This window comes from Luteolibacter sp. Y139, from assembly GCF_038066715.1.
Classification (GTDB): Bacteria; Verrucomicrobiota; Verrucomicrobiia; order Verrucomicrobiales; family Akkermansiaceae; genus Haloferula; species Haloferula soli.
Genome location: NZ_JBBUKT010000001.1, coordinates 570,808 through 597,523 on the forward strand (window position 1 = coordinate 570,808; position 26,716 = coordinate 597,523).

Consider the following 26,716-nt stretch of genomic DNA (forward strand, 5'->3'; position numbering starts at 1 on the left):
GCACGTTAAGACAGTGCGAATTGGCCCTGTATGGATCCGCTCCCGTTACTATCCACGCCTTCCACACCCAGCAAAAGCGCCTTCGCTTCCAGCCCTCCCGCGAAGCCGGTCAGCTTCCCATTCGAGCCAATCACACGATGGCACGGCGCGATGATTGAAATCGGATTCCGCCCATTGGCCGCACCCACCGCGCGCACCGCCGTGGGATGCCCGATCTGCTCCGCGATCTGCGCATAGCTCCGCGTCTCGCCGAAGGGAATCGTCAGCAGCGCCTGCCACACCTTCCTTTGGAAATCCGTGCCGGTCGTGAAATCCAGCCTCACCGTGAACTTCTTCAACCGGCCCTCAAAGTAATCGCCCAGTTGCCGCTCCGCCTCCAAGAGAATCGGATGCTCCCTGCTCTCCACCAGTTCACCCAGCCGCACGCGATCCGGCGCATCGTTCTCCCACAGGATCGCAACGAGGCCCTTGTCACTTGCGACCAGCGTAAGCTCGCCGACCGGTGAAGGCATCGTCTTGAAGTAGTGGCTCGTCTTGATCGCTTTCATGGTCGGCAGCATGCCCCGGCTTGGCAAAGATGCTGGCCACTTTCGGACATCGAAGCGAATATTTTCACATGTCCGAAAATGGCGAGCGAAAGCGCCGCCTTGGAGTAGTCTGGCGCAGCAATTCATGATCGAAGAACACATCGCTTACAAGGCCATGACCTCGCGGGACCCGCGATTCGATGGCGTTTTCTACGTGGGCGTCACCTCCACCGGCATCTACTGCCGCCCGGTCTGCACGGTAAAAACGCCAAAGCCCGAGAACTGCCGCTTTTTCGAAAGTGCCGAGGCCGCGGAAAAGGCCGCCTTCCGCCCCTGCCTGCGCTGCCGCCCCGAACTCGCACCGGGAAACGCCCCGATGGACAATGCCCATCGCATCGCCCACCTCATGGTGCAGCGTATCCACGAGGGACTCGCGGACGAAGGCGCAGGCCTCGAGGAAATCGCCAGCGAATTCGGCATCAGCTCGCGGCAGCTGCGACGCATCGTCCAGCAGGAGCTCGGTGTCTCACCGATCGAGCTCTTGCAAACGCGCCGCCTGCTTCTCGCGAAACAATTGCTGACCGAGACCAAGCTCCCCGTAATCGACGTCGCCTTCGCCAGTGGCTTCTCCAGCCTGCGCCGGTTCAATGATGCCTTCAGCTCCCGCTATCGCATGCCGCCCACCCGCTTGCGGAAAGAAGCAGCGGCAACTGTCGCCACTATCGATGCCGAAGACACCTCCATCCTGCAACTCGGCTACCGGCCGCCCTACGATTGGGAAGGCACCCTCGCCTTCCTGCGCGGACGCTGCATCCGCGATGTGGAATTCGTCACCGAGGACAGCTACGCACGCACCGTCCGCATCGGAAAGCATACCGGCTGGGTGCGCGTGAAACATGCGCCGCAGAAACATGCGCTGCTCGTGGAGTTCACCCATTCGCTGACGCCGGTCCTGCCAGCTCTCCTCGGCAGGTTGCGAAATCTTTTCGATCTCGCCGCACGGCCCGATCTCATCGCCGCGCACTTGGGAAAAGACGACCTCCTCAGCAAAAGCGTCGAAGCCCATCCCGGCCTCCGCGTTCCCGGTGCCTTCGATGGCTTCGAAATGGCGATCCGCGCGATCCTCGGACAACAGATCACCGTCAAAGCCGCAACCACCATTGCGTGCCGCTTCGCGGAAGCCTTCGGTGAAGAGATCCACACGCCCATCTCCGGCCTCTCGAAACTCTCGCCACTCGCATCGAAGGTAGCCGCAGCATCCATCGACGACGTCGCCAAGCTCGGCATCGTCAGCGCGCGCTCGGCGAGCATCATTGCCTTGGCGAAAGCCTACCACTCCGGCTCCCTCATCCTCGAAGCCGGATCTAACCCCGAAGCAGCGATCGCAAAACTGGTCGAGCTGCCCGGTATCGGCCAATGGACCGCTCACTACATCGCGATGCGTGCCCTCCGCTGGCCGGATGCCTTCCCGAAGGAAGACATCGCCGTGCGGAACAAGCTCGGAGGCGTAAGCGCCAAGCAGGCCGAAGCAATGTCGCAGCCTTGGCGCCCGTGGCGAAGCTACGCGGTGCTTCACATTTGGAGGAGCCTCTGAAAGCTCGCTTGGGCCCACAGCTCCTCTTTTTCCGATCGCTACGGGCTCTCCGTCACCTTCGCCCGCACGAAGCATTTCGGAAGATTCTCCGCCGTGCGGAAGCAGCGATAACTCCAGCCACCGTCCAGAACTGGCATCCCCGCCTTGAACGGATCCGCCGCCGGACCGGTAAGCTCAGTGATGCTCACGTTCCAGGTCCCGCAGTCAGGGCTGCCTTCGATCTGATAGGTCACTCCGTCCATCGGATCGGAGACCTGGGCGACAGTCCCGTGGAATTCCGCCCCATTCCGCACCGGCAGGGTGATCACCACGCATTGCCCGCCACCGATGACCGCGGGTTTTGCAACGATCTTGCCCTCGTTCACCCCGGAGACCGGATTCAGGTTGAAAGCGAATTCACCGAGATTGGCCATGCCATCCCCATCCGGATCCTGTTCCTTGCCATCATTGACTCCAGCGGTGAGCGATCCCGATGCCCAGTGCCCATAGGGATCGACAGCGGCAGCCACCACCTCGATCTGGAGCGTCGCCAGATCATAGGCATGCGAGGCATCCTCGACGCGCACCGTGAATGAATTCGAACCGGTATCGCCCGCGCCCGGCGTTCCCGAGAGCGTGCCATCCGCCGCGACTGCGAGCCAAGCGGGGCCAGCAGTCTTGGAATAGGTCAGCGAGGAACCATCGACATCCGTGGCAAGTCCGGCAAGCGAACCCGTATAGGCGACACCCTCCGTCGCTCCGCTACCGGTGATCGGATCGGCGGTGAACACAGGCGCATCATTCACCGGCGTGACCGTGACCGTCACGGTGGCGACCGCATTGCCCTCATGGCTGTCGGAAATCGTGTAGGTGAAGGCATCCGTGCCAGACCAGTTCGCCGCCGGGGTATAGGTGACATTGTTCCCGCTGATGGCAGCAGTCCCATGCGCGCCCTGCGTCACCGAGACAATCGTGAGGCTGTCACCATCGGCATCCGAATCATTCGCCTTCACCGCGATGGTCGCGACGTTGTCTTCCGCGATGGTCGCGGAATCATCGACAGCCAAGGGAAGTGCGCGAACGACGATCGTGCCGCTCGTGGCGAGACCCGAGGTATTCCAGACCAACCCGGAGGCCAGCACCGGCAAATTGATGGTGGCAAAGGAACCGCTCCGCGTGGTCGCACTGAAGAGCTGGAAGGAATCCCCCGCAGCCAGCGCGGCGGGTCCATTCGAAACCACCTCGAGCGTGCCGCCATAGGTCACCGTGGTAAGGCCCAGCACCTTGTCATTGCTAAGCGTCACTCCCGTCTTCCCGAGTTCCATGCGGGTCGTGCCCGCGAGAGAAAGCATATTGGTGATCGAGAAGCTCGCGATGGAATTGAAGCCGGGCGACAAGATACCACCGGCCGCGATCGACGTCGCACCCTTCACATTGCCGGAACCGCCAAGAGTCGCACCGGTGTTGACGGTGACAGCGCTGCCAGCTGCCGTGGACCCGTTCACCAGCAGCGTGCCGGCATTTACAACGGTCGGCTTCGCATAGGTATTCGTCGCACTCAGCGCGAGCACACCTGCTCCAGCCTTGATCAATGTGGCCGCAGCAGCGTCACCGCTGCCCGCGGTCTTGAGCACCGAGGAAATGTCGAGATCGATCCCCGATACCGTGCTTCCCGCCGCCACCGTGAAGGTCGTGCTCCCCTGACGCAGCGGCGAAAGCGTCACCCCGCTGATGGTGGATGTGACCGGGGAAGCGAACGTATTGAGCGAAGAACCACCGCCAAAAAAGTCGATGTTCCCGCCTGCAACGCCCGTGATCGAGCCTCCCGTTAGATTGAGCGCGGCACTTCCGAGCGTCTGGTTCGACACCGTGTTCACATTCAGCGTGCCACCATTGACGTTGATCGAGGTCAGCGCGCTCGCGCCACCATTGTAGCCGGTGGCATCGCCCGTGGAGAGCCTCAGGGTACCGCCCGTATTGACGGTCACTGTTCCACGGATGGTGCCGCTACCTCCACCGCCGCCACTGAGATTGAGGACGCCGCCGTTGACCACCGTTCCTCCGGTGAAGGTCTGCTGCACGGATACCGAGGCAGTGCCCGCTCCGGATTTCACCAAACCTCCCACTCCGGAAACGACACCCGAAATCGTGAGATTACCCGCACCATCCAGAGTCAGTGTATTCCCGCCATTGGCAACAGTGCCACTCACCGTGAGCGTGCCCGCATCACTCGTGAAGGACTGCGGTGCCACCAGCGTGGAAGCGATCGACCAGGCATTGTTGCCCGCTTGGTTCAAAAGGCCCCACTGGAGCGTCACTGCATTTCCCGAAAGGCTGAAGCCGCCATTCGCGAAAACGATGCGGCCCACCGAAGTCAGCAGATCATTCGTCGAAGTCGGGCGCGTCGTGCCCGAGAAAGTGATCACCTGCCCGTTGCCCGGTGCGATGCCATTCCAGTTCGCCGCCGTGCTCCATTGGCTGTCACCACCCGCACCGTTCCACTGGCTGGTGCCCGCGAGGCCGATGCTGATCGACCCGGAGGTAACCAGATCAACCGTGTTCCAGATCAAGCCCACCGGAAGCTGCGGCAAGCTCACCGAAGTGAAGGATCCCGAATATCCCGTGGCGCTGAACAGCTGGAAGCTATCCCCCGAAGCAAACGCATTCGCTCCAGTCGCATCCACCACCAGCGATCCCGCATACGCAAGCGCACCGCCACTCACAACCAGCTTCCCGCTCGCAGGCGACCCACCCTTGTTCAGCGAAATCCGCAACGTCCCCGCAAGCGAGGCACTGGAAACCGTCAGCGTCCCCGTGCCCAGCGAAACCGTGCTACCCGAGGAAGCCGTCAGCGCGCCGGACGTCGTCTGATCAAATCCCCTCAGCGCCAAGGTCGCCCCCGACGAAACCGGCACCGCCGCAGTCGAGCCCAAGCAGTTGGCTACGCCGCACAGCACCGACCCTTCCAGCGCCTTCACCGCGATATTGCCGGACGTCGCGGCACCATTGAGAAGAATCGAACCGGTCCCGCGCTTGTAAAAGCCGAGATTGCCCGCATTCAATCCACCTTGGACCACCAGATCGCCCGTCGCGGTCGCGACTCCCGGATCCACATCCACCGACATCCCATAGCCGGAACTCACGAACTGGATGTTGGAATCCAGCACCGAACCCGATGCTTCCCCCTTGCACCACAGGCCGTTTCCATTGACGTCGAAAATGCCGATCTTCGCGAGGCCGGAGCCATACTGGCGGATCGTCGTCGGCGCCGATTGGAGCACGATCTGGCCGCTGGAGTTGTAAGTCTTCCCTCCCGCCAAATAAAAGCCGGTGGTAGCCGCAGTCCCATCGCCCGAGATCACCAGGTTCGTATTCGCATACCCACCTCCGGTGCTATAGCCGATCTTCAAGGTCGCCCCCTGGGCCACCGCATAAGGAGTGTCACCCGACTTGGCCTGGACCTCCAGCGTCCCCGCGCTCACGCGCGCCGTGCCGGTGAAGGTACTGCTGCCGCTCAGCACCAGGGTGCCATCGCCCATCTTGTTAAAGCCCTTTGTGCCAGCCACCACCGCGCTGATGGTCGTCGCCGTCTTCACCGCCATGTTCGGAGTGCCGGTTGCATCCAGCGTGAGAGTCCCGGTAGTGCCGCGGCTGATGGCCCAGCTGTGTTGCAGCGAAGCCAAGTCATCAAAGAGCATCGTGCCCACCGTGCGCGAGCCATCGAGGGACACCGTCCGATTCGCAGAAAGGGAAAGCATGCTGAAATCCGCAACCGAATCCGCTCCTCCTGCAATGGCCCCACCATCCCAATTCCCCGCGGTAGCCCATGAACCACCACTCACATTCGTCCATTCGCCCGAGCCCGCCGGCGATGCGATCAGCAGCGTCGCCGGAGCACTCGTCACCCCATTGGCCGTCACCGTGTAGCTGCCGGCATCTCCCGCACTCACGCTGGCAATCGTGTAGGTCGATCCCGTCGCGCCCGGAATATCCACGCCATCCAACTGCCACTGATAGCTAGCCGGTACCGGCCCAATCACCGAAGCGGAAAAAGTCGCCGGCAGGCCTGTCACCACCGACTGCGTTTCCGGACTCGCGGAAACACTCGCCGGGCCACTCACGCTCGCGCCGGTCAGGCTGTAAGAATCAAACGTCGCGCGATGGACGCCCGGATTGAAGGACTGCATCGCATGCGTGAAGACGCCCGCATGGATGGTAGTGCCGAAGTTCGCGATCGTGATGCTGTTCGCCAGGGTCCAGTTCACACCATCCACCGAGACGTAGCTGGTGAAGAGGTTCCCGGTGCGCTGGAGCTTGTACCACTTGTTGCTCCCGCCCAGATTGGAGGACCACACGTTCGCGTCGCCATTGCCCGCCCGCATCGAGTCGTCCTGGAAATAGGTGCCACCGCCGACCGAGCTGAAAAGCGCCACAAAGCGAGTCGAGCTACCATTGCCCAGGGGCTCGCCAATCGTCGTGTTCGCCGTGCTGCGCAGGATGATGCCCGCGCGCCAATCACTGGAAGGAGAAATCCCGTCCGGACTCGCCGTGGACGGCGTGATGTCCGCAAGCCGCGCGATCAATGTGCAATCGCCAGTCACCTGCCGGCTCATCATGTTCATCCCGTCGCCCGTGATTGAGACGGTGTTGCCCTGCACGCTGGCACCGGTGGAGTAGTTGTGCATCTCCAGCGGGTTCCAGTTCCACGCGCCGAGCGCCGGATTGACGGTGGTGATGGTGATCGGCTCGGAGTCGATCGTGGAGCCACCATTGTAAACCAGCCGCGCACGCACTAGGTTCACCGGCGCGGTCCACACCATGGAGTTCAAGCTGTAGGGCGCGGTCGTGTCCTGGCCAATGAAATACCCTGCCGACTTGTCGGGCTTCGGGTAGTAGGACTTGTCGCCCGTCATGTAGAACTCCACGCGATCGATCGTCGCACCGTTCGCCGTGACGGAAGCACCCAGACCCGGGCTCGAGTTCACCACCGTCGCATTGTTAGCCGGCGAGCTCATCGTGATCGTCGGCTCGCCCGATCCGGGCACCCGCGAGAAGACCGAGGCAGGCACATCCGCCAACGCAATCCCCGGCCCCTCGTAGGTCAGGCCGATGCCATCATTGTAAGCCGTCGTATTCACCGCCGGCGGCGCGCCGCGGAAATACTTCAGCTCCACCGAGTGCTTGCCCGCCGCCAGCGCGACGCTGCCGCTCTTGAACTGCGTCGAATCATGCAGCCCGTCGAAATTGATCACCGTGGTCCCATCGATCACCAGCGAGCTGCCATCTCCAGAGCGCAGCGTGAACGCATACAGCCCGCTCGATACCGCATTGAAATAGCCGGAATAGGCGAACCCATAATTCGTCCGCCTCAACCGTGGTGTCGCATCCGGAATCGCAACCGCTCCTTGGCGCGTCGCCGTGAGCGAGTTGAAATCCGGCAACACCGTCCACGTTCCTGATGCCGCCTGATAGTAGCGGTAGCCCAGCCCGCCGACCGTACCTGCCACGCTCGTCGCCGCATTCAGCGAAGCCGCCGCCGGCGTGATCAGGATCGGCGTGCCGTTGTTATAGAAGATGTCGGTGATCGTCAGCCGCACGTAGGGCGTCGTGATGCTGCCCAGGTTCAGCATCTTCTGTCGCGTCTCCGGCTCCGTTTCGTTGAAGGTCAGCGCGGGCGATCCCGTGTAAGAGGAATTGTTGAAGACCTCGATCTTGTAGCTGAGCTGAGGGGCGCTGGTCAGCGGCATGTCCCACTTCACCAGCAGCTGCGAACCATACACCGCCGCGGAAGAACTGCTGACCACGATCGGATCAAACGTCGGCGCTGCCGGCTGCCCGCTGAGCGTCACCGTCAGAGGCACATTGTAGGATGAGCTGTAAGTCGGCCCCACTTGGGAACGCGCGACCGTATTGCTCTCCTGCAACGTCACCAGTCCCCGCGAAGTGAATTGGATCTGGTTCGCCCGCTGCCACGCACCGCTCTTGTGGTAGTAGCCATTGGCGTGTTCCACCGTGTAGTCCCCGGTGTAGCCCGTGAAGTTTTCCTGCCAGCCGGACATCCCGTTCACGCCGGTGACGGCGAAGGGATACATGAAGGTGCCAAGGTGGTACCAATTCCCGCTCGCGGGCTCCTTCATCCACATCCCCTGGTAGCCCACGTGCGGCGTGCCATCCGATGGCTGCCAGAAGCGCACCACCGAGCGCGTCCATTGGCTGGATGAAAACTGCGGCCAATACCCCTTGATCGCGCAACTGCTCCCCTCCCCGATCTGTGGATACCCCACCATGTTCTCCCCCGCGAACACCGGGATCTGCTGGGAATACGGCGCATAGCCGCCGCTTGCCGGCCAGCACACATACTGCACCAGCGTCTTGGTCCCTCCGCTGTTCTGGTGAGTGTAGCCGCCGTAGAAGTAACCCGAGCCACCATCGGAGCTGCTCACGTTCTCCTCGTGGATGGCATCGTAGATCCCGCCACGCACGTCCGGTGACCGATAGTCCTGCATGATGCAGTCGGAGTTACTCGGGACATTGAAGTAGTGGTACTGCGCGCTCGCCCTCGGCCCCAGGCCCAGAAGCGAGAGAGCCACGAGGCAAAATGATTCGATCAGGCCATGAGGCCGCAGCTTGGGACGAGAGTTCATGGAAACGGGAGCGTGAACGGAGCGCCAGCCAGCCACATTAGACTTACAGGACACTCGGTACTCACCAAAACGTCATATAAATCGCTAATTTCAATATAAAATGCGCTTACAAACGCATTTTCAATCATCAAACGCGCCAAATTCGCAATCTATACCCGAAATAACCTCCAATATCTGCCACCAAAAACAGAAGAGCCGCCTGCCCAGCGGCAAGCGGCTCTCGGTTCAGGGGGCTGGGGGTAAATCCTATCCGGCGCTGCCCCGGGCTTGGTCCGTGGGCACCACCACTTTTGGCATTAGTCACGGCTGCCGTGTCCCCGATCGTGCGGGACTTTGACTTGGACGGTCTTCGTGGCCGTATTGCCGGATTCATCCTTGGCTTCCACGGTGATCGTATAGACCCGCTCGCTCTGCCCCGAGCGCTTGGCGCGGAGCTTCACGGTATTCTCGTCCACGATCTCGAAGTCCGCGGTGCCACCGTCGCTTGAAACCACCGAGACGATCCGGGTGGTCACATCACCGCAAGCGTCCTTCGCTTTGATATCGAGGTTCACGGTCTTCATTTTGCCATTCGGTGGCCACAGCGAATCGGGAGTCGCCTTGAGTTTGGTAATCACCGGCGCAACCGTATCCACCACCGTGATCGTGGTTTCACAGCTGACCGAGACACTCGTCCCATCCGTCACAGCCACCGAAACCGTGTGCTCGCCCAAGCCAAGTTCACCTTCGAAGGAAACCTCCGCACTGGTAGTCGCTCCACCGGAGGGGACATTGATCGAAGGCTTCGCCACGCCATCGATGGTCCACACCACGATCAGCGCATCGCCATCGGAATCTGCCACATTCGCCACAAGCTCTACCGGCGTGTCGTCATGCGAGGCACACTCGATCTCGGCTGCCTCAGGGCAGGTCACGGTCGGCTGGCCGGTCGAAGGCACCAGCTGCGCACGGATCTCGCCGTTCGCGTTGGAAGCGGTGTGGACATTGATGTAGAGCTGGCCGTTGAGGAGATTGGTTTCATTGGCCGCGCTCAGCGTTGCCGAGCCAATGATCACTCCACCATTGGTCGGCACGGGTGCCAGGAGATGCTGGCCCGCGGTGATGAAGTCGTGGATTGGCGGTGCGGTACCCGTCACCGAGGCAGGACCATGGATGTGCGCCGCCGTCGCCACACCTGTTAGATTGGTGAAGCCCGCGAAGGATCCGTAGCCGAGGGCCACCGACAGCACGTTCGTGTCGGTATCGTAAGTAATGCCCGAAAGGATCTCTCCACCACTACCAGTACCCGTCGCCGCGGGAACTTCATTGGCCGGGCTCAGGCCTACCGCGGCACTGGTGCCGGCGGGAGAGAGATCGATCTGCAAGATCTCTGCGTGCAAGGGGATCAGCGTGGCCAGCAACAGCGGTGCGAATAATAGATGCGTTTTCATGGTTGGGTTGTCGTTCTTGTTGTGCCCGGGGATTCGAGCGGCAGGCAACCGCGCCAACCGCTGCTTCGATCCCGGGCGGCGGTTCCAGCAGCCATGGGTCCACCGCGCCCAAGCCCCGGTTTTCCAAGAAAACCCAAAGGTCAAGGTATCGCCAATGCCTGCACCTCCTTTGCAAAGTGCCCAAGACAGTTGCAGCGTGCTTGCAGTGCACAAAGCGCTGCCCGCAATTTTTGAGGCACACCGCCACGATCCCGCTCTCGGCGAAGCTTGGCCTCTCATATTGCAAACGCTCACTGCAAATTGATCGGTCTATCGACTTGCGGGCACGCTTCGCAAGACCGCCTCAATTCAAGTGCTTCTAGCCTCGGGCGCTAGCGGCTGGTTGCCCGCGGCGGTTACGCCGCAACTCGGAAGAGCACGGCATATGTCCTGCGAAAGCACGCCACCCGCACGGCATCACGAGTGATCGCCGTGAGCGGCCGAAAACCGACAACCGAAATCAAACCATGAAAACGACAATCGCTGCAATGGGAGCAGCCGCTCTGGGAATCATTCTTCCTGTGACGGCCCAAGTAACCGAGACCCACAAGAAGACCGAGGTGCGGGAACACGCGGACGGCACCACCACCGAGAAGAAGACGACGACCACCACCACCACCTTCACCCCGGAAGTGAAGACCAAGGTCGTGAAGTACTTCGAGCCTCACAAGACGGAACGCTACGGTCTTCCGTCAGCGTGGGTCACCAAGGTCAAGGTGAAGGACATCCCCACCACGTGGAGGACCACCATCGCTCCCGGCGTCGTGATCGCTGAAAAAGAGCGCAGCTTCCTGGTCGACGCTCCGCCGGATCTCATCAGCGTTCTTCCTCCAGCGCAGGCCGACGTTCATTACTACGTCGCAGGCGGCAACGTCGTCGCCGTCGATCGCGACTACAAGGTCGTGGAAGCAATCAACGTCCCTTCCATCAAGATTGTCGCCGATGAGTGAACGCCTTCTTGAACCCGGCGAAGACCTCGCGCCTCGCCGGGTTCTGATCTAACAAAAACACGATCGTCGTGGCCCACTTGTTTACCAGAAGCAAGACATCGCCCCCGTCTATGCCATTCGCGTAGGCATGGGTGACGTTTGTTTCATGTTAGCCTGTGCTTTTTGCAAAGGCTGACACAGACCGCAAATAATGGTCCCTTGACGATGGATGAGAGCCCTCAAAAGTAAACGACGCTATGAAATACAACACGCTCCTCGCAGCGGCCGCACTCTTCGCAATCCCCTCGGGGCTCAAAGCGGGAGAAGCCGTTTCAACCAATACCCAGTCCTACCAAGCTCCGATGACCACGACCCAGCACCAAGGCTGGTATCTGGGTGCTGGCGTCGACTACATGTTCGATGCCGAGGAACCGTTCTACAACGGTCACGTTGGCTATGACTTTGGTAACGGCTCATCGCTGTTCCTCGAATCCGGCTGGATCGGAGAGGAAGAAGATGCCTCCTTTCTGTTTCCATTCTCTGCTGACGTGGACATCGTGCCAGTCACGATCAACTACAAGTACGAGTGGATGTTCAATGATCACTTCGGCGTCTACGCCGGCCTCGGCCTCGGTGCTGCAAACGTGGACGTGAGCGCTGGACTGGCGAGCGGAGACGACTGGTCCTTCATGGCCCAGGCCTTCGCTGGCGTCGTCTACAACGTCACACCGAACTTCGAGATCTATGCCGGTGCGCGCTACATGTGGATCGATGATGTCAGCCTCCTGGGCACGAGCATCGACGACCTCGACGACGTCGGCCTCGGCGCCGGTATCCGCTTCAATTTCTGACGGGTAATTCGGTTCGTATCGCCAAGAAGCCATTCCCCTCACCGGGGAATGGCTTCTTCTTTTGGTGGCACGCCGGTCGCAACGCGGCAAAGATCCAAGCCCCAAAAGCCCAACTCGCGCGCCGTTGAAAATCCATTTGCTCGCTGCGATTCCGGCGCGAAGCTTCCACAGAGCCGGACGATTCCGGGTCCCGCCTGATCGCAAGCTCTCTCGATCAGAGGCCCCGGCATCCGCCCGGCTCACTTTTTTTGCCTGAGAGTGGAGCATCCACCTAACAGGCCACCTCCCGGAGATTCGCTGGCCCCCTTCGCCGGCGATTCAATTATCGATGGCGACACAGCGTCCCGCGATCAAGCCGATCGCCAACGCGAGGCCCACCGACAGACAAGGATGCTCCTTCACAAAGCGGATCATCGACTCACAGCAGGCGGAAGCATCGCAGGCAGCTTCAGCGGCGGATTCCCGCTCCACCCCTGCTGCTTGATCTGACAATGGCGGCACGGGCTCTTGCGAAGGGTTGTTGGAAGAAGATGGATGGTTCATCGCCACATCATTCGCAGCGAAGGTGCCAATGCATGAATCCATCTCTTCCCTCCTGGTCGAGGTCAGCGATCGAAGCGGAACGGCCCCGCCCACGGATGCACTTTTGCCGCGAGATCGGCAGCGATGACTTCCGCGGCGATGAGCGAAAACACGATGCCGTTTCCCCCAAAGCCCAGCGCGAAATAGCAGAGCGGGTGATCGCGATGCGCACCGATGTATGCCAGCCCGTCGCGGGTCTCCGCAAAGGTGCCCGCCCACGCAAACGCAGGTTCCCACGCCAGGGAAGGCATCAGCTTGCGAAAGCGACGTTCCAGCTTTGCAGCCTTCGCGGGGATCATCGCATCGCGAGCCGCCGGCGCGCGAAATGGCACATCCTCACCGCCGATCAAGACCCGGCCATCGGCATCCTCCCGGGCATAGAGATAAGGCCGCGCGGACTCCCAGATCATCGCGCCCCGCCACCATCGGGACTCGGGCCGCAGCGGCTCACTCGCGAGAGCAAAGCTGCTGTTCAGATCGACGCAGCCGCGCAGATCGATGAACTTCCCAGCCTCGTACCCCGCCGCAATCACCAACCGCTTCGCACGCACGACCGGACCACGATCCGTGCGCAAGACGACGCCGCCACGGCTCACCTCAACCGCGCTAACCGTTGTCCGGTCATGAACGCAGCCGCCCCGCTTCACCACCTCCGCCAGAAGCCCGTGGGCCAGCCGGTACGGATCGACCTGGGCCGCGCGGGTGGAATGAATCGCACACGGCCGGTCGATGCCCAGTCGCTCGATCAAATCCGCACGCTGCCAGAGTTCCACCTCGATTCCCGCTCGGCTGCGCGCCTCCGCTTCCGCTTCCAGCCGCTTGGCATCGCGCCTGCTTGAGGCCAGATAGATGCTGTCCCTTCGCTCCATGCCACAGCCATCGAGCCCCAGCCGCCTGACCCGTTCTTCGAGCAGAAGAATACTCTCGTAGCAGGCGAGATAGGCCATCCGGGCTAGGTCCTCCCCATGGCGCTCCGCGAGATCCGTCAGGTGGACATCGATCTCATACTGAAGCATGGCGGTGCTCGCGCTGGTGCTACCGGTCGCCACGTCGCGGCGATCAAGCACCACCACCTCATGACCCGCGCTGGACAGTTTCTCCGCCACCAGCGCCCCTGTGATCCCGGCACCGATGATCGCCACATCGCAGCGAACGTCTCGCTCCAATGACGGATACAGCGCCGGCAATCCATTTTTCAGAAGCCAGAACGGCTGTGATGAAACCAAATCCATCCGCCACCCTCGCCCTGAACAACTCCTTCTTCCAACGACGTCGAAGTGGAGACGCCAAATGCTGCCATTTGCAAACGCCCCGGTCAGATTGCAGATCAAATCACCTCCTCGGACGACTAACGGCTCGTCGCAGCGCAAATCCTCGCCCGGCACGGCGCCTGCGATGATTTCCCCTGCATGGCAAAACTCGATCGCCGATGAAGCGCCTCTTCCACGAGAATGGCCTCAGCATCGTGCTGCTGCTCGCCTTCCTGATCTTCTGGGCCGCCCAATCAGTGACCGGTTTCCACGTGTATCAGAAAGAACAGCACCAGCACGGACAGCCCGCTGAAGACTACACCGGCTACCTCACCGGCGCACACTTCTGGCAAGCCACTGGCGAGAATTGGGAAAGCGAGTTCCTGCAAATGGGCGCCTATGTCGTTCTCACCACCTATTTCTTCCAACGCGGATCGGCCGAGTCGCACAATCCGGACGACGCGGAAAAACTGAAGCGGGAGCGAAAGGCCAAGGAGACCAGCTGGCTCTACAGCCACTCGTTGTCCCTTGCCCTCTTCGTCCTGTTCGCGCTGTCGTTCGTCATCCACGCCACCGGCGGCTGGCGGGAATTCAATGACGAGCGCTTCTTGCACGGCGAGCCGCCCGCCACCCTCGGGGAATTCCTCACCGACGCGGAGTTCTGGTTTCAGTCCTTCCAGAACTGGCAAAGCGAGTTCCTCGCCGTCCTTGCCATCGTCGTGCTCAGCATTTTCCTCCGTCAGAATGGCTCACCCGAGAGCAAGGACGTGGACGCGTCCCACTGGGAAAATGGCGACTGAAGCCGTCGCACCCTCGAAACAATCAGACGCAAACCTCTTATTTTCAACAATTCACACCCCTCGCTCCGTTGAATGATGCATGGATGGTCCCGCCACCGGCAGCAGCACCCCGAACACGCAAAATCGGCCATGTCGACAGGGAGACAACCCGGCCAAGGCAAGCCGCCCTTACGCGAAATTTCCGGATGTCTTACAGCTGCCCTCACAACCGCGGATTGACAGAAATCCGCGACCGGATATCCGCTGGCTTGTGCTTCACCGCATCATCCATCTAACGGCCGCGCTGGCCCTGGCACCGCTCGCTTCCGCGCAGGATTGGGAGCGCGAGGATGTGACCTTCGAGAAGATCGATCAGCGCGCCCGCGATCTGGCTGCCCAGCCCTATGCCGCGCCCGACAAGGAGGCCCTCCCGGCATGGATGAAGAATCTCTCCTACGACCAGTATCGCGACATCCGTTTCGTGCCGGAGCGCGCCCTGTGGGCAGCGGAAAACCTCCCCTTCCGCGCGATGCTGTTCCACCCCGGCTACCTCTTCCGCGAGCCGGTCGGCGTGAATGAATTCACCGAGACCCACGTCCAGCGGATCCGGCTGACGGACGCCTTTTTCAGCTACGGCGGGCTGGTCGGCCAGCGCGGCGACCTGCCACCGGATGCCGGCTACGCGGGCGTCCGCCTCCACTACCCGCTCAATCGCTCGGACTACTTCGACGAGCTCGCCGTCTTCCAAGGTGCCAGCTACTGGCGCGCCCTCGGGAAGAACCAGCGCTACGGCATCTCCGCCCGCGGCGTCGCGGTCGATACCGGTGTCGATGGCACCCAGGAGGAGTTCCCGCGCTTCCGCGAGTTCTGGCTGCGCAAGCCGGTCGCGGAGGACAAGGCCGCCATGCTCTTCGCCGTCCTCGACGGCCCATCCTACACCGGCGCCTACGGATTCATTGTCCAGCCCGGCGAGCAAACGGTCATGACCGTGCGCGCCGTCCTCTATGCCCGCCAGGCAGTCAAGCGCCTCGGCCTCGCGCCCATGTCGAGCATGTTCTGGTTCGGCGAAAATTCCCGCCGCCGCTTCGATGACTTCCGCCCGGAAGTCCACGACTCGGACGGCCTCTCCATCCGCATGGGCAGCGGCGAGCGCATCTGGCGCCCCATTTCCAATGACACCGGCCGCCTCGAGTTCAGCGTCTTCCCGATGGACAAGTGCGGCGGCTTCGGCCTGCTCCAGCGCGACCGTCGCTTCGCCGCCTACGAGGACCAGGAAGCCGCCTACGAAAAGCGTCCCTCCCTGTGGATCGAGCCGACCAGTGACTGGGGCTCCGGCAAGGTGGTCCTGACGGAAATCCCCACCCACAATGAGGTCGCCGACAATATCGTGGCGATGTGGGAGCCTTCGCACACGCCGCAGCCCGGCGAGCGCATCGAATTCACCTACAAGCAGCACTGGACCACGGCCGAGGATCCGGCTGACGCGGGCGGCCGCGTCGTGGCGACCCGCACCGGCGTGCACGATTGGCAGCCGGAGCAGCGCACCGTGGCGATCGAGTTCGCCGGCGGCCGCTTGGACAAGTGGGAGGGTGATCCGCCGGAAGCCGTCGTCACCGCCCAGGGCGAGGAAGGCACCAAGATCAAGATCCAGGGCACCACGGTGCAGTCGCTGCCCGAGGGGCGCTGGCGCGTCGCCTTCCAGATTGCTCCCGCCGCGGAAGGCGGTAAACTCGCGGACGTAGGGCCGCAGGAGTTGCGTTGCAGCCTGAAAAAAGGCGAGGATTTCCTGACCGAGACATGGGCCTACCGCATCATCCCCTAGAAACGCTGCGGCCGCTGAGCGAATCCGAGCTTTCGGAATGGGAAGAAGCCTACGCGGCCGTGGAGGCTTACCTGCAGGCACTGCGCCTTCGCAACCGGCTGCTCGTGGCCGAACTGGTCCGCGCCATCCTCTGGCGCGCTTCCGCCCGCGGCACCCGCGAGCCCGGCATCCCGGCCCGTGTGCTGGCCATGGAGGAAACCCTCACCGAGATCGCGAGCTGGACCCAGGACGTCCTGGAGGAGCCGCTGGAAAACCGCCGCCTCGCCGCCCGTGGCCGTCTCGCGCTGCTGCTCGCCGACATGCCTGGCAAATGGCAGGGCGTCTTCCTCACCCCGCAGCCGTGGCCGCCCGCCTTCACCGAGGCCATGCGCAAGTCCTACCTCGCCGCCGGCCCGCAGTTCGCCCAGCTCACCATGCTGCCCCAGCCGCTCGAGCTGAACGTGATCGGCGAAGGCGCCGCCCAGTGGTGGGAAACCATGGACCGCCGCCCGATCGTGCGGAAGATGTTCGTCCTCTTCCTGCTGGCGTTCATCGGCGGCATCCTTTGGTTCATCTTCCGGATGTGATCCATGGCTGAGACCTCTCCAGATTCACCCAAGCAGGTCCGCCCGTTCTTCAGCCCGTTCCGCGCGGGGCTGCGACGGCTGGTGTTCTTCGGCAGCGTCACGGTCGTCAATCTCATCGCGACCTACTGGCTCTACGACCTCTTCGAGCGCCTCGGCGTGCACCGCGCCCACGGCCTCCTGCTGATCGTCTTCTTCGTCCTCAATGGCCTGCTCGTGCTCGGCTCCTTCCACGCCATCTTCGGCGCATGGGACATCCTGTTAGGAAAGAAGCAGGCGGTGCGCATTACCAAGCTCGCCGAGGAAGCGGGCGATATTCCCCTCACCCGCCGCTACGCGGTGGTGATGCCGGTCTACAATGAGGACAGCAGCCGCTTCTGCGCCCGCATCGAGGCCATCTACCGCTCGATCGAAGCCACCGGCCACATCGAGGCCTTCGATTTCTTCATCCTCAGCGATACCCGCGACCTCGACCTGTGGGTGCTGGAGGAAACAGCCTGGACCAATCTTTGCCGCAAGCTCGGCGGCTTCGGCCGCATCTACTACAGGCGTCGTAAGATCAACTCGAACCGCAAGGCCGGCAATATCGGCGACTTCGTCCGCACCTGGGGCGGCGGCTACGAGGCCATGGTCGTCCTCGATGCCGACAGCCTCATGGACGGCGCGGACATCCTCAAGATGACCCGCGTCATGGAGGCGTATCCGAATCTCGGCATCCTCCAGACCCCGCCGAAGCTGATCCGCGGTGCTTCCATCTTCACCCGCCTCCAACAGTTCGCGATGCGCCTCTACGGGCCGCTCTTCATCCGCGGCCTCAATTGGTGGCAGCTCGGCGGCGGCAGCTACTGGGGCCACAATGCGCTCATTCGCCTCAAGCCCTTCTCGGACTTCTGCGAGCTTCCCGACCTTCCAGGCCGCGAGCCCTTCGGCGGCAAGATCCTTTCCCACGACTTCGTCGAGGCCGCACTCATGGTCTCGCAGGGCTGGGAAGTCTGGCTCGCCTGGGACATCGAGGGCACCTACGAGGAAGCCCCGCCCACGCTGATCGACCACCTCAAGCGCGACCGCCGCTGGTGCCAGGGGAATCTCCAGCACCTCTGGCTGATCTTCGCGCGGAAGCTGCCACTCACCGTCCGTGCCCACCTGTTCATGGGCATCATGGCCTACCTCGGCAGCCCGCTGTGGTTCCTGTTCCTCATCTTCGGCACGTGGGTGGCCTGGGATCGCGCCGGCAGCCGCCTGAGCAACTACGCCTACGACGGCACCCCGGTCGACCGACTGCTGCACATCGATGGTAATACCCAGAGCCTGATCCTCACCGGCTTCATCTTCCTGCTGCTGTTCCTGCCGAAGATCCTCGCGGTGATCGGCTCCATCCTGTGCTCCCGCGTCCGCAAGTCATTCGGCGGCATGATCCCGCTGGTGATCGGCTCGTTGATGGAAACCCTGCTTTCCATGCTGCTCGCGCCCTGCGTGATGGTCGCCCACACCGCCATCGTCGCTAGCATCGTGCTCGGCCATGCGGTCGGCTGGGGCACCCAGAATCGCGATACCGATGGCACCTCGTGGAGCGAGGCCGCCACCGTCCATGCCATGCCCACCCTGCTCGGCCTCGCCTGGGCAGCCCTCGCCTGGCACATCAGCCCCACTTTCGCCGCCTGGATGGCGCCCATCCTTTCCGGCCTCATCCTCAGCATTCCCGTCTCCGTCTGGACCAGCCGCGCCCGCTGGGGGAAGGCCCTGCTCAGAAGCAAGATCCTCGCCACCCCGGAGGAACTCAATCCCCCCAGCGTGATGCAGCTCGCCGACGTCGCGAAGGCCTCCATCGATCCCGCGCTCGATGCCACCGCCACCGGACGCCATGGCGTTGTCGCTGCCGTGGTGGACCCCTATGTCAATGGCGTCCACGTCTCGCTGTTGGAGCCCGGCGAAATGACTCCCGGCCAGGAAGCCGTCGTCGAACGCTGCCTCATGGATGGCTGGCAGACCCTCACCAAGGCCGAGCAGAACGAACTCCTCTACGACGCCCCCGGCATGCTCATGCTCCACCGCGCCGTGTGGCTGCGCCCTGCGGAAGGCATCCACTCCACCTGGACCCAGGCCGTGGAAAGCTACCGCCACCGCCTCGACGCAGGCTACGACGGGGATCAATAAGCGCTTCAACCTGCTTTGGCAGCAGGCTTATGAACGCGGCGCTTGCACGAGCGCCATTATGGCGGCTTCTTGTTGGAGAAATGTCCGTCCTTCTCCGTGTCTTCAAACTGGCCCTCGCCTATCCGTGGCGGGCGCTCATCTCCCTGCTCATGGCGGTCATCTGCACCATCCTCGTGCTGGTGCTTCCCACCGTCACCAAGGTGCTGGTCGATGATGTGATCGGAAAGGGGCGGCAGGACCTGCTCTTCAAGACCGGAGCACTCGGCATCGGTGCCATCTTCCTGCGGCAGATTCTCTTCACCTTTCGCACCTACGGCAACAACGCCCTCGAACAGCGGCTCATCCACGACCTCCGCACCGCGCTCTACAACAAGCTCCAACGCCTCCCCATCAAGTGGTTCGATACGAACTCGTCCGGCGAAATCATGTCCCGCGTCGCCAGCGATGTCCCGACCACCGACCGCGTGATCGTTGAAACCATCGACCAGGCAATCCCCGCCGTGCTCCAGTTCGCGATCATGGCCGGCTGGATGTTTTACAACAGTTGGGAACTCACCCTCGTCACTCTCGCTCCGCTGCCGATCATCGGCCTGATCACCACCCTCTACTCGAAGCGCGCCGAGCCACGCTGGCGCGAATCCTCCGAAGCATCCGCCGATCTCAATGCCCTGCTTCACGACAACCTCGCCGGCATTCGCCAGATCAAGGCCTACACCGTGGAACCGGAAGCGCTCGATCGCTTCGACGCCGCCAGCCGTCGCGTCGGCGAGAAGCACATGCGCGTGATGAAAGGCCAGGCCATCGTCTGGCCCGGCGTATCGCTGCTCGCCGAGTCCGGCATCATCCTCATGCTCGGCTCCGGCGCGTGGTGGGTGCTCCACGGCAAGATGGAGGCAGGCACCCCGATGGCCTTCCTCGTCGCATGGGGGTTCCTCTTCGATCCCATCTCGCGGATCAACACCCTCACTCAAACCTTCCTCGGCGGCAAAGTCGCCGCGAAGCGCGTCTTCGACATCCTCGACCTCCCGGATGAGATGAACCTCACCGAAGGCGAACGCCCTTCAACATTCTCCGGACGCGTCGAGTTCCAGGACGCCGGCTTCTCCTACGATCCCGACTCGCCCGCCGTTCAAGGAGTCTCCCTCCTCGCCGAACCCGGCATGACTGTCGCCCTCGTCGGCCCTACCGGCGCCGGAAAATCCACCGTCCTCAATCTCCTCACGCGCTTCTACGAAACCGACCGCGGCAAGATCCTGCTCGATGGCCACGAGATCGAGTCCCTCTCCAAGGAATGGCTCCGCGACCACACCGGCTACGTCACCCAGGAGAGCTTCCTCTTCAACAGCAGCCTCCGCGAGAACCTCCGCCTCGCGAAGCCCGATGCCACCGATGACGAAATCTGGGCAGCCCTCGAAAACGCCAACGCAGCCCGCTTCGTCCGCGAACTCCCCGAGCAACTCGACACCGTCGCCGGCGAACGCGGCGTCCGCTTCTCCGGCGGTGAAAAGCAACGCCTCTCCATCGCCCGCGCCCTCCTCAAGAATCCTCCCCTCCTCTTGTTAGACGAAGCCACCTCCGCTCTCGACAACGAAACCGAACGCCTCGTCCAACAAGCGCTGGAGACCCTCCGCGCCGACCGCACCTCCTTCGTCATCGCCCACCGCCTCTCCACCGTCCGCAAGGCCGATCTCATCTGCGTCCTCGAAGACGGCCAACTCGTGGAAAAAGGCAAACACGACGACCTCCTCGCCAAAGGCGGCCTCTACGCCCGCCTCTGCGAAGCCTCCATTCGCGAATAACTAAACACGGCCCGCCTTCAAGGGTACGTAGTCCCGGCTTCAGCCGGACTGAAGCACGTGCGACGCCCTATATTCTATCGCTACGTCCTCCGGCTCAACCCACGCCGCACACGAATCACTTCCACCACCGCAAAAACCAGCAACACAATCGCCAAAGAAAACGGCACCGGATTCTTCTTCAGCCGATTCATCCACGAATCCCGCCACCCATGCTCCTCCGGATCATGGTCCGACCAAGTGTTCCAATCATCGGGATCGTTCCCTTTTGAATACGAGACACCATCCTTACCACCCGAGTAGAGACCATAATCCTCACCAGCACTGGGCGAGGCGATATAGAAGTAGGGATGTCCCCATGGATCCGTGGGAATCTTCTTCATAACCTGCGGCCATTTCCTTTCCTTGGGCCAATTGACAGGCCCCTCCACAAGAGCCCTTAGCCCCTCCTCTTCGGTCGGATATCGCCCGGCATCTACCTTGAACATCTTCAGGGCGGAGCCGATCGCGATGAAATCCTGCAATGGCCGGGTCGTGTGCGCCGCAGCAACACCACCCCACATCACCACTACCAAAACCAGTCGTGCCCGCCAACAAACCATTGCACGTAATTACACCCACAGCCGGGAAAATTTGTTAGCGAGAGACGACTTGTATTCGCGGCGCGGTGGAGTTTCCATTCGCAAACAATCCCACCACGTTCGTCACCCGCACATGGAAACCGTCCTGCAACTGCCCGATTCCGAAGAACCCTGCACGATCAAGGAGGTCGTCGACGCGCTCCGCAAGGAGAAGCTCTACCCGCGCCACGAGTCGAAGAACTGGGGCGATTGGATCCACTTCGAAGGCTCGCGCACGGTGATCAGCATCGAGTCCATGCGCGGCCTCACCAGCTCCGCCACCATCGAGCACTCGGAAGACGAAGCCGAGGAACTCGCCCCTGCCATCCTCCGCGCCTTCGGCCGCCTGAAGTGGATCGGCATCGGTGAAGACGGCGAGTATCCTTTGGATTAAGTCCGGCACCCCTCGGAGCGCCAAGCCCCGGGAGCGCCGGTCTCCAGGCCGGCCGAATGGTCCCTAACTGCCGGCCCCAAGGGACCGGCACCCAAGTCATCACGGCGCATTCACCGTCACGGCCAGCCGGTAGAACGCCGCGGGCGAACTATCCAGCGGCACATCCACGGCAAGAACCTCCACGTCGGCATCGCTTCCGAGCACGACCGGCCCTGCCACAAGCGCCGCCCAGTCATTCAACTGATGACCGGACTGCGGAGTCACCGTAAGCCCTTCGAGTTCGATCGGCGTTTTCCGCCGGCAGAATACCAGACGCCATCCCTCTGCCGTCCGGATCAGATCCGGCGCGCCACGGGTCACGGCGCCTTCGGCATAGCCCGCACGAGCCGACTTCGGCACCAGCGGATCCGTCCCGATCACGTACTCCATCACATTGGCCAGGCCATCCCCATCGGCATCCGCTTCCGCGCCACTGATGGCTTCATTCTCCAACTGTTCAGAGGAAAACACGGACAACCGCCACGACTCCAAGGTCAAATGAGGGGGATCCACCGGCGGCGGCGGCGGATCCGTCTCGCCCGGCGAACCATTGACATACGAACTCGGTCGCCATCCGGCCGCGGACTCGAATGCCGACGGCGGGGCCGTGGGATCTACTGCGACCAGCGAGTGTCCCACTCCGTCGGTCCCCGGATGCCATGCATCGTCGTAGGTGACGTCGAAAAGCGTTTCACCCGCGGCGCTCTTCAAGCGCAGTCGCTCGCCACCGTTATCAAGATTGCCCTCATACACACCATCAATGGCGATCCCGGTGCCGTAGCGGGCCACAAACGCGGCCGCGTTCCCCACCAGCAAGACCGTGCCACCGGGTGCCAGAACCTTCTCGCCGAAGGTGAAGGTGAGACCGCTGGAAAACTTGGCTCCCGTCAGATCAATCCCCTGCGTCCCGATGTTCTTGAATTCGAGGAACTCGAACTGATCGCCATCGGAGAAACCCTCGGCCAGCTCGTCGGCATTCGGCGGCGCCGGATGATACATGATCTCCGTCACCCGCAGCGGAGCCGGGCTTTCCGAAACGAAGCTCCGCTCGTTCAGCGCGCTCCACACACTCCCCTGCTTCACCCGGGCCTTCACCGTGAGCGAGTAGCCGATCTCCGCCGGACCGCTGTAGATAATCGCGGACGGCGCAACGCCATTATTGCCATTGGACTGCCGCGGATCGGTCCCATCCAGCGTGTAGTAAATCAGGCCGCCGGCATTCGGATTCACCATCCCGAGCTGATAACCCTGAGCCACTTCCCCGCCCTCCTGGCTGAACGTGGGCGCATCGATCGAAGGATAGAATCCCTGCGCACGCATCGCGTTCTTCAAGATGGCCGAGTTCTCGGTGGTGCCCGTGCCGGCTGAGGTGCCGGTCTGCATGACGTTGCGCACCCGGTTCACTTCATTCTGCCATTCCACGGTCGGGCGCGACGGTGGCTCCTGAAGCGTGTCACCCCAGCGCGCGGACTCGCCATAGATCGCATCTTGGATGTAGCCGTTGATGCGGTTCCACCGCGAGACAGCTTCCGTGGTGCTGAGCGCACCGCCAGCCGAAATGTGCTTCTGCAAGCGGTCGCCAACGAGGGCGATGAAGTTCGGATTCGCCCGTGCCGCGTGCCAGATCTTCACCGCCGGTGCATCACTCGAAACGGGATTGAGCGATCGGAAGGTCGGATGAACCCAGGCGGTCAGGTTGGCGCCATTGCCAGCACCCCACGCCGTCTCGCCATCCCAGCCGAAGAACTCGAAGGGCCCTGCCGGAGTGTTCCGATTGGCACCCCACCAGTTATTCGCCGGCCAGTCATCCATCCCGCTGTAGAAAGAGCACAGCAAGTAATCCACGAACGCCGGCAGATCGACATACTCGCCCAGCTCGGCGTAGTTCGCCGCGTTGGCCATGTTCTTCGTCACCAGCGTGGTGAGGAGATAGTCCCAGCGCGTGCTGTCACCGCCGTGGACACCACCGTGATTCACGCTGAACCATTCGGCCTTGTCCCCGCCGAACTCGCTGGCAGCAAAGTCCGCATCCGGCCGCTGCACGGCATTGTACATCCCCCAATAGATGCCATTGATGAAAAGATGGACGAAGCGCCCCGGAGTTCCCGGCCGGCCCATCGCGATCTGCGTGGCGCGATACCACTCGTCCTCGCCGTAGGTGCTCGTCGTCGGATTCCAGCTCCGGGCGAAGCTGTGGTTGTTGCCACCGCGTAGCACGATGTTGTCCACCGCGCGGTTGCCCCTGTCGCCACCCCACGGCACACCGGTGAACATCGCCGAGTCGAACTTAGTGTCCCCATACGCCGCCTTGAAGGAAAGCCGCAGCGATCGCTTCATCCGGTCGTGGCTATGGCCTTGGATGCCACAGTCAGCCTGCGTGTTATCGTTCGGGTGCTCGGGATCGATGTATTCGACCGAGGCCGCACGCTCGAGGTCGGTGCTGCGGTAGAAGCCACCTTCCCCCGCCGCGTTCCACATGTCAGTCTTCTTCACCACCACCGAAACCGTGGGAATGTCGGAGAAGCCCTCGATCAGCTCCTCGCGAAACGCCGGATCCGAGGTCAATGTCGGGTCCATCTCGTAGTCATGCATCTGGGTGGCGACACCACCCGTGCTGATCATGGGATTCGGCCAACCGGCAATCGTCGCCGGCTGCTGGATGATGTCCTGCAAATACAGATACGTCTGGGTCTCCGGCCGCAGCGAAGTATAGCCGGCCCGATACGCACAGGCACGCACCGTGGTGGTCGTGCTCACCGGGATCGGCGCGGTGTAGATCGTCCCCGTGGTGGCAGTCGGCGCGGTGCCGTCCGTCGTGTAGCGGATCTGCGCCTCCGTCATCGCCGTCGAAAGCGTGAGCGAAAACGGCGCATTGAAGTAACCGCGCGCCTTGCTGAAGACCACCTCAGGCACCAGGCCCAGCGTGCTGGTCACATTCGAAGCTCCCGGCGTCGGCGTCGTGTAATACTCCTCCTTCGTGGTCATGCCAGTGGCGGCCACCAATTCCGGCATCACCAGGAAATCGTCGTCCGTCGCGGAAATATTCAGCCCTTGGATCGCCAGCACGTTGACCGATCCCGCGACTAACAAGTCGAGACGATCGCTGACATCGATCGTCTCCAAGTCCGATCCCAGGCTCGTCGCAGTGGCGGTGGAATTCCACACCGGATTCGTCGGTGCATTGCGGCGCGCGATCTCCACGCCATTCAGCCACGCGACATAGCCATCGTCACAACGCATCTTCAGCAGCATCGAGCGAAGCTGCGAGACTGACTCCGGCACGAAGGTGAAGCGCATGCAGGCGGACGACCTCAAGTTGTGCATCGACGCCTCGACGTTGTTCTTGATCCAATCCTGATAAGGCGGTGGCGGCACGAAATTGGCGCCCAGCGCACGCGTGATGCTCGCATCGAAAAGCGCGACGCCATTCGCATTCAGCGCAGCCACTCCATCGTCGCCGAGGAACGTGTGAATGCGGATCGCCGGAGCGATCACGTTGCCCCGCAGCCGCTTGCCCGCCGCCACTTCCACGATCACCGGCTTCCCGGTATCCGCCGTGGCCACTACCACCGCATCCGGCGCCAGGTTCGAAAGATCGGCAGCATTGAAGGTGCCCGAAGTGGGGCGCACGGTCAGCGGCCCCGGAGAAAAGTTCGCACCCAGCGGATGCGTGGACCCCGCCGTGGTCACATAGATGTCCGTCTGGTTGTTCACCGCCGAGCCGGCCACGCTGAGCAGGAAATCATCGGTCAAGCCGCGCTCCCAGTTGATCACCGGCACCGCGACATCGCGCAGCTTGGTATTCACCGCACTGGACCCGACGCTGGAAGACACCAGCACCAGGTTTTTTCCCGCCGCATCGGCGGCCACCACCGCATTGTCGTCCACCGTCGTGACGATGTGGCCCATCACATTGGTTAGCCGATCGACCACTGACTGGTCACCGGCCTTGGCCGCGGCATTCGCGGATTTATCCACCACGAAAAGGATCTTCGCTCCGCCGAAGGGCACCGGAGTCGTGTCGTAGCCCACTCCCGAGAGCCCGTTCTTCCAAGACGCATCCGGGACGAAGGTCGGCAGCTTCCAGTCCGTAGGAAGCGGACCGGACGGCACCAGCACATCCGCCCGCGCTCCAGCCTCCAGCAGGACCGTCGGATCACCTGGCACGGGAGTCAGCCCGTAGGAAATGTCCATGGCCTGCGCAGGAAAGGTCGGATTGAATTCCGACACCACCGTCACTCCATCCGGCTTCACCAGGGCGAGATACTCACCGGAGGCCCCGAGCTTGAAATTAGTGTGGAGCGGATTCGCCGTGGCCCGCAGGTCGCGGTTGGAAGCGAAGATCACGGTGAAGCCGCCAGCCGGCAGGGTCACGTTGGGGATCTTCCACTTCTTCAGATTGGTGATATTGCCGGTGAGATACCAGCCGTTGAGGCTCACCGCAGCCCTGGTCGGATTATGGATCTCGATCCAATCTTCGTGGCTGCCGAATTGGTCAACGAGCCCGGTGCCGTTCGACGCGAGAAACTCGCTGATCACCGGCGCGGTCCCGTATTCGGGAATGGCAGCGTTGGCCGTCACAGAAACGGCCATGAGGGCGCACGCGAGGGTACGTAACAGGGGGGACAAACAACTCATATGCTGGGGGGTGGGGGCGCGGAGCGAAGGGTGAGTCGACCCAAGCGCTCCGGAGGAACGGGGGCAGGTATCCCCCCGAGTTCCCT

General features: G+C 62.3%; 16 protein-coding genes. 9 read left to right on the top strand and 7 right to left on the bottom strand.

The genetic code is table 11. The features are described 5' to 3' along the window. Positions 1-5: 5 nt before the first annotated feature. Complete coding sequence (locus tag WKV53_RS02540; RefSeq protein ID WP_341402773.1) at positions 6-548, bottom strand: methylated-DNA--[protein]-cysteine S-methyltransferase; 543 nt, start codon at positions 546-548, stop codon at positions 6-8. 124 nt (positions 549-672) lie between these two features. Between WKV53_RS02540 and WKV53_RS02545 the strand changes: the two genes are divergently transcribed. Then, entirely contained in the window at positions 673-2,121 is a 1,449-nt protein-coding gene (locus WKV53_RS02545) for an AlkA N-terminal domain-containing protein (protein ID WP_341402774.1), read from the top strand. Positions 2,122-2,159: 38 nt separating this feature from the next. Here WKV53_RS02545 and WKV53_RS02550 read toward each other — a convergent pair whose 3' ends face one another. Both WKV53_RS02550 and WKV53_RS02555 read right to left on the bottom strand, forming a co-directional pair. Further along, positions 2,160-8,744 (bottom strand): beta strand repeat-containing protein, encoded by a 6,585-nt coding sequence (locus tag WKV53_RS02550; RefSeq protein ID WP_341402775.1) that lies wholly within the window; start codon positions 8,742-8,744, stop codon positions 2,160-2,162. A gap of 296 nt (positions 8,745-9,040) precedes the next feature. Further along, a complete protein-coding gene (locus WKV53_RS02555) occupies positions 9,041-10,174 on the bottom strand; it encodes a CHRD domain-containing protein (RefSeq protein WP_341402776.1) in 1,134 nt (377 codons plus the stop codon). A 506-nt stretch (positions 10,175-10,680) separates the two neighbouring features. On the opposite strand from WKV53_RS02555, the gene WKV53_RS02560 reads away from it, so the two are divergent. Together WKV53_RS02560 and WKV53_RS02565 are read left to right on the top strand one after the other, a co-directional pair. Next, positions 10,681-11,163 (top strand): hypothetical protein, encoded by a 483-nt coding sequence (locus tag WKV53_RS02560; RefSeq protein ID WP_341402777.1) that lies wholly within the window; start codon positions 10,681-10,683, stop codon positions 11,161-11,163. Positions 11,164-11,399: 236 nt separating this feature from the next. Next, on the top strand, positions 11,400-11,993 hold the full coding sequence (locus WKV53_RS02565; RefSeq protein ID WP_341402778.1) for an outer membrane protein: 594 nt from the start codon (positions 11,400-11,402) through the stop codon (positions 11,991-11,993). Between the two features lie 318 nt (positions 11,994-12,311). On the opposite strand, the gene WKV53_RS02570 is transcribed toward WKV53_RS02565, so the two are convergent. After that, the gene (locus tag WKV53_RS02570) at positions 12,312-12,578 is read right to left on the bottom strand and encodes a hypothetical protein (RefSeq protein WP_341402779.1); all 267 of its coding nucleotides are present in this window, start codon (positions 12,576-12,578) and stop codon (positions 12,312-12,314) included. A 20-nt stretch (positions 12,579-12,598) separates the two neighbouring features. Continuing rightward, positions 12,599-13,960: an NAD(P)/FAD-dependent oxidoreductase gene (locus WKV53_RS02575; protein ID WP_341402780.1), complete on the bottom strand. Its 1,362-nt coding sequence runs from the start codon at positions 13,958-13,960 to the stop codon at positions 12,599-12,601. Positions 13,961-14,004: 44 nt separating this feature from the next. Here WKV53_RS02575 and WKV53_RS02580 point away from each other — a divergent pair, with 44 nt between their 5' ends. From WKV53_RS02580 to WKV53_RS02600, 5 genes are all read left to right on the top strand, one after another. Continuing rightward, on the top strand, positions 14,005-14,625 hold the full coding sequence (locus WKV53_RS02580) for a DUF6766 family protein (RefSeq protein WP_341402781.1): 621 nt from the start codon (positions 14,005-14,007) through the stop codon (positions 14,623-14,625). A 250-nt stretch (positions 14,626-14,875) separates the two neighbouring features. Continuing rightward, a complete protein-coding gene (locus tag WKV53_RS02585; protein ID WP_341402782.1) occupies positions 14,876-16,426 on the top strand; it encodes an OpgD/OpgG family glucan biosynthesis protein in 1,551 nt (516 codons plus the stop codon). Beyond that, the gene (locus WKV53_RS02590; RefSeq protein ID WP_341402783.1) at positions 16,402-16,992 is read left to right on the top strand and encodes a hypothetical protein; all 591 of its coding nucleotides are present in this window, start codon (positions 16,402-16,404) and stop codon (positions 16,990-16,992) included. Before WKV53_RS02585 ends, WKV53_RS02590 begins: the two co-directional genes overlap by 25 nt. 3 nt (positions 16,993-16,995) lie before the next feature. Beyond that, a complete protein-coding gene (mdoH, locus tag WKV53_RS02595; RefSeq protein WP_341402784.1) occupies positions 16,996-19,143 on the top strand; it encodes a glucans biosynthesis glucosyltransferase MdoH in 2,148 nt (715 codons plus the stop codon). Between the two features lie 80 nt (positions 19,144-19,223). Next, positions 19,224-20,942 (top strand): ABC transporter ATP-binding protein, encoded by a 1,719-nt coding sequence (locus tag WKV53_RS02600; RefSeq protein ID WP_341402785.1) that lies wholly within the window; start codon positions 19,224-19,226, stop codon positions 20,940-20,942. An 80-nt stretch (positions 20,943-21,022) separates the two neighbouring features. Here the strand turns inward: WKV53_RS02600 and WKV53_RS02605 are convergent, their stop codons facing one another. Next, positions 21,023-21,541 carry a type II secretion system protein GspG gene (locus WKV53_RS02605; protein ID WP_341402786.1) on the bottom strand — a complete coding sequence of 173 codons (519 nt, stop codon included), beginning with the start codon at positions 21,539-21,541 and terminating at the stop codon, positions 21,023-21,025. Positions 21,542-21,653: 112 nt separating this feature from the next. Between WKV53_RS02605 and WKV53_RS02610 the strand changes: the two genes are divergently transcribed. After that, on the top strand, positions 21,654-21,953 hold the full coding sequence (locus WKV53_RS02610; RefSeq protein ID WP_341402787.1) for a hypothetical protein: 300 nt from the start codon (positions 21,654-21,656) through the stop codon (positions 21,951-21,953). Positions 21,954-22,052: 99 nt separating this feature from the next. On the opposite strand, the gene WKV53_RS02615 is transcribed toward WKV53_RS02610, so the two are convergent. Beyond that, positions 22,053-26,585 carry a lamin tail domain-containing protein gene (locus WKV53_RS02615; protein WP_341402788.1) on the bottom strand — a complete coding sequence of 1,511 codons (4,533 nt, stop codon included), beginning with the start codon at positions 26,583-26,585 and terminating at the stop codon, positions 22,053-22,055. Positions 26,586-26,716 lie beyond the last annotated feature (131 nt).

Coding starts and splice junctions, on each gene's coding strand:
- WKV53_RS02605 (WP_341402786.1), bottom strand. CDS start 21,541: ATGGTTTGTTGGCGGGCACGACTGGTTTTGGTAGTGGTGATGTGGGGT.
- WKV53_RS02555 (WP_341402776.1), bottom strand. CDS start 10,174: ATGAAAACGCATCTATTATTCGCACCGCTGTTGCTGGCCACGCTGATC.
- WKV53_RS02610 (WP_341402787.1), top strand. CDS start 21,654: ATGGAAACCGTCCTGCAACTGCCCGATTCCGAAGAACCCTGCACGATC.
- WKV53_RS02580 (WP_341402781.1), top strand. CDS start 14,005: ATGAAGCGCCTCTTCCACGAGAATGGCCTCAGCATCGTGCTGCTGCTC.
- WKV53_RS02540 (WP_341402773.1), bottom strand. CDS start 548: ATGAAAGCGATCAAGACGAGCCACTACTTCAAGACGATGCCTTCACCG.
- WKV53_RS02560 (WP_341402777.1), top strand. CDS start 10,681: ATGAAAACGACAATCGCTGCAATGGGAGCAGCCGCTCTGGGAATCATT.
- WKV53_RS02550 (WP_341402775.1), bottom strand. CDS start 8,744: ATGAACTCTCGTCCCAAGCTGCGGCCTCATGGCCTGATCGAATCATTT.
- WKV53_RS02545 (WP_341402774.1), top strand. CDS start 673: ATGATCGAAGAACACATCGCTTACAAGGCCATGACCTCGCGGGACCCG.
- WKV53_RS02565 (WP_341402778.1), top strand. CDS start 11,400: ATGAAATACAACACGCTCCTCGCAGCGGCCGCACTCTTCGCAATCCCC.
- WKV53_RS02615 (WP_341402788.1), bottom strand. CDS start 26,585: ATGGCCGTTTCTGTGACGGCCAACGCTGCCATTCCCGAATACGGGACC.
- mdoH (WP_341402784.1), top strand. CDS start 16,996: ATGGCTGAGACCTCTCCAGATTCACCCAAGCAGGTCCGCCCGTTCTTC.
- WKV53_RS02590 (WP_341402783.1), top strand. CDS start 16,402: ATGGGCCTACCGCATCATCCCCTAGAAACGCTGCGGCCGCTGAGCGAA.
- WKV53_RS02600 (WP_341402785.1), top strand. CDS start 19,224: ATGTCCGTCCTTCTCCGTGTCTTCAAACTGGCCCTCGCCTATCCGTGG.
- WKV53_RS02570 (WP_341402779.1), bottom strand. CDS start 12,578: ATGGATTCATGCATTGGCACCTTCGCTGCGAATGATGTGGCGATGAAC.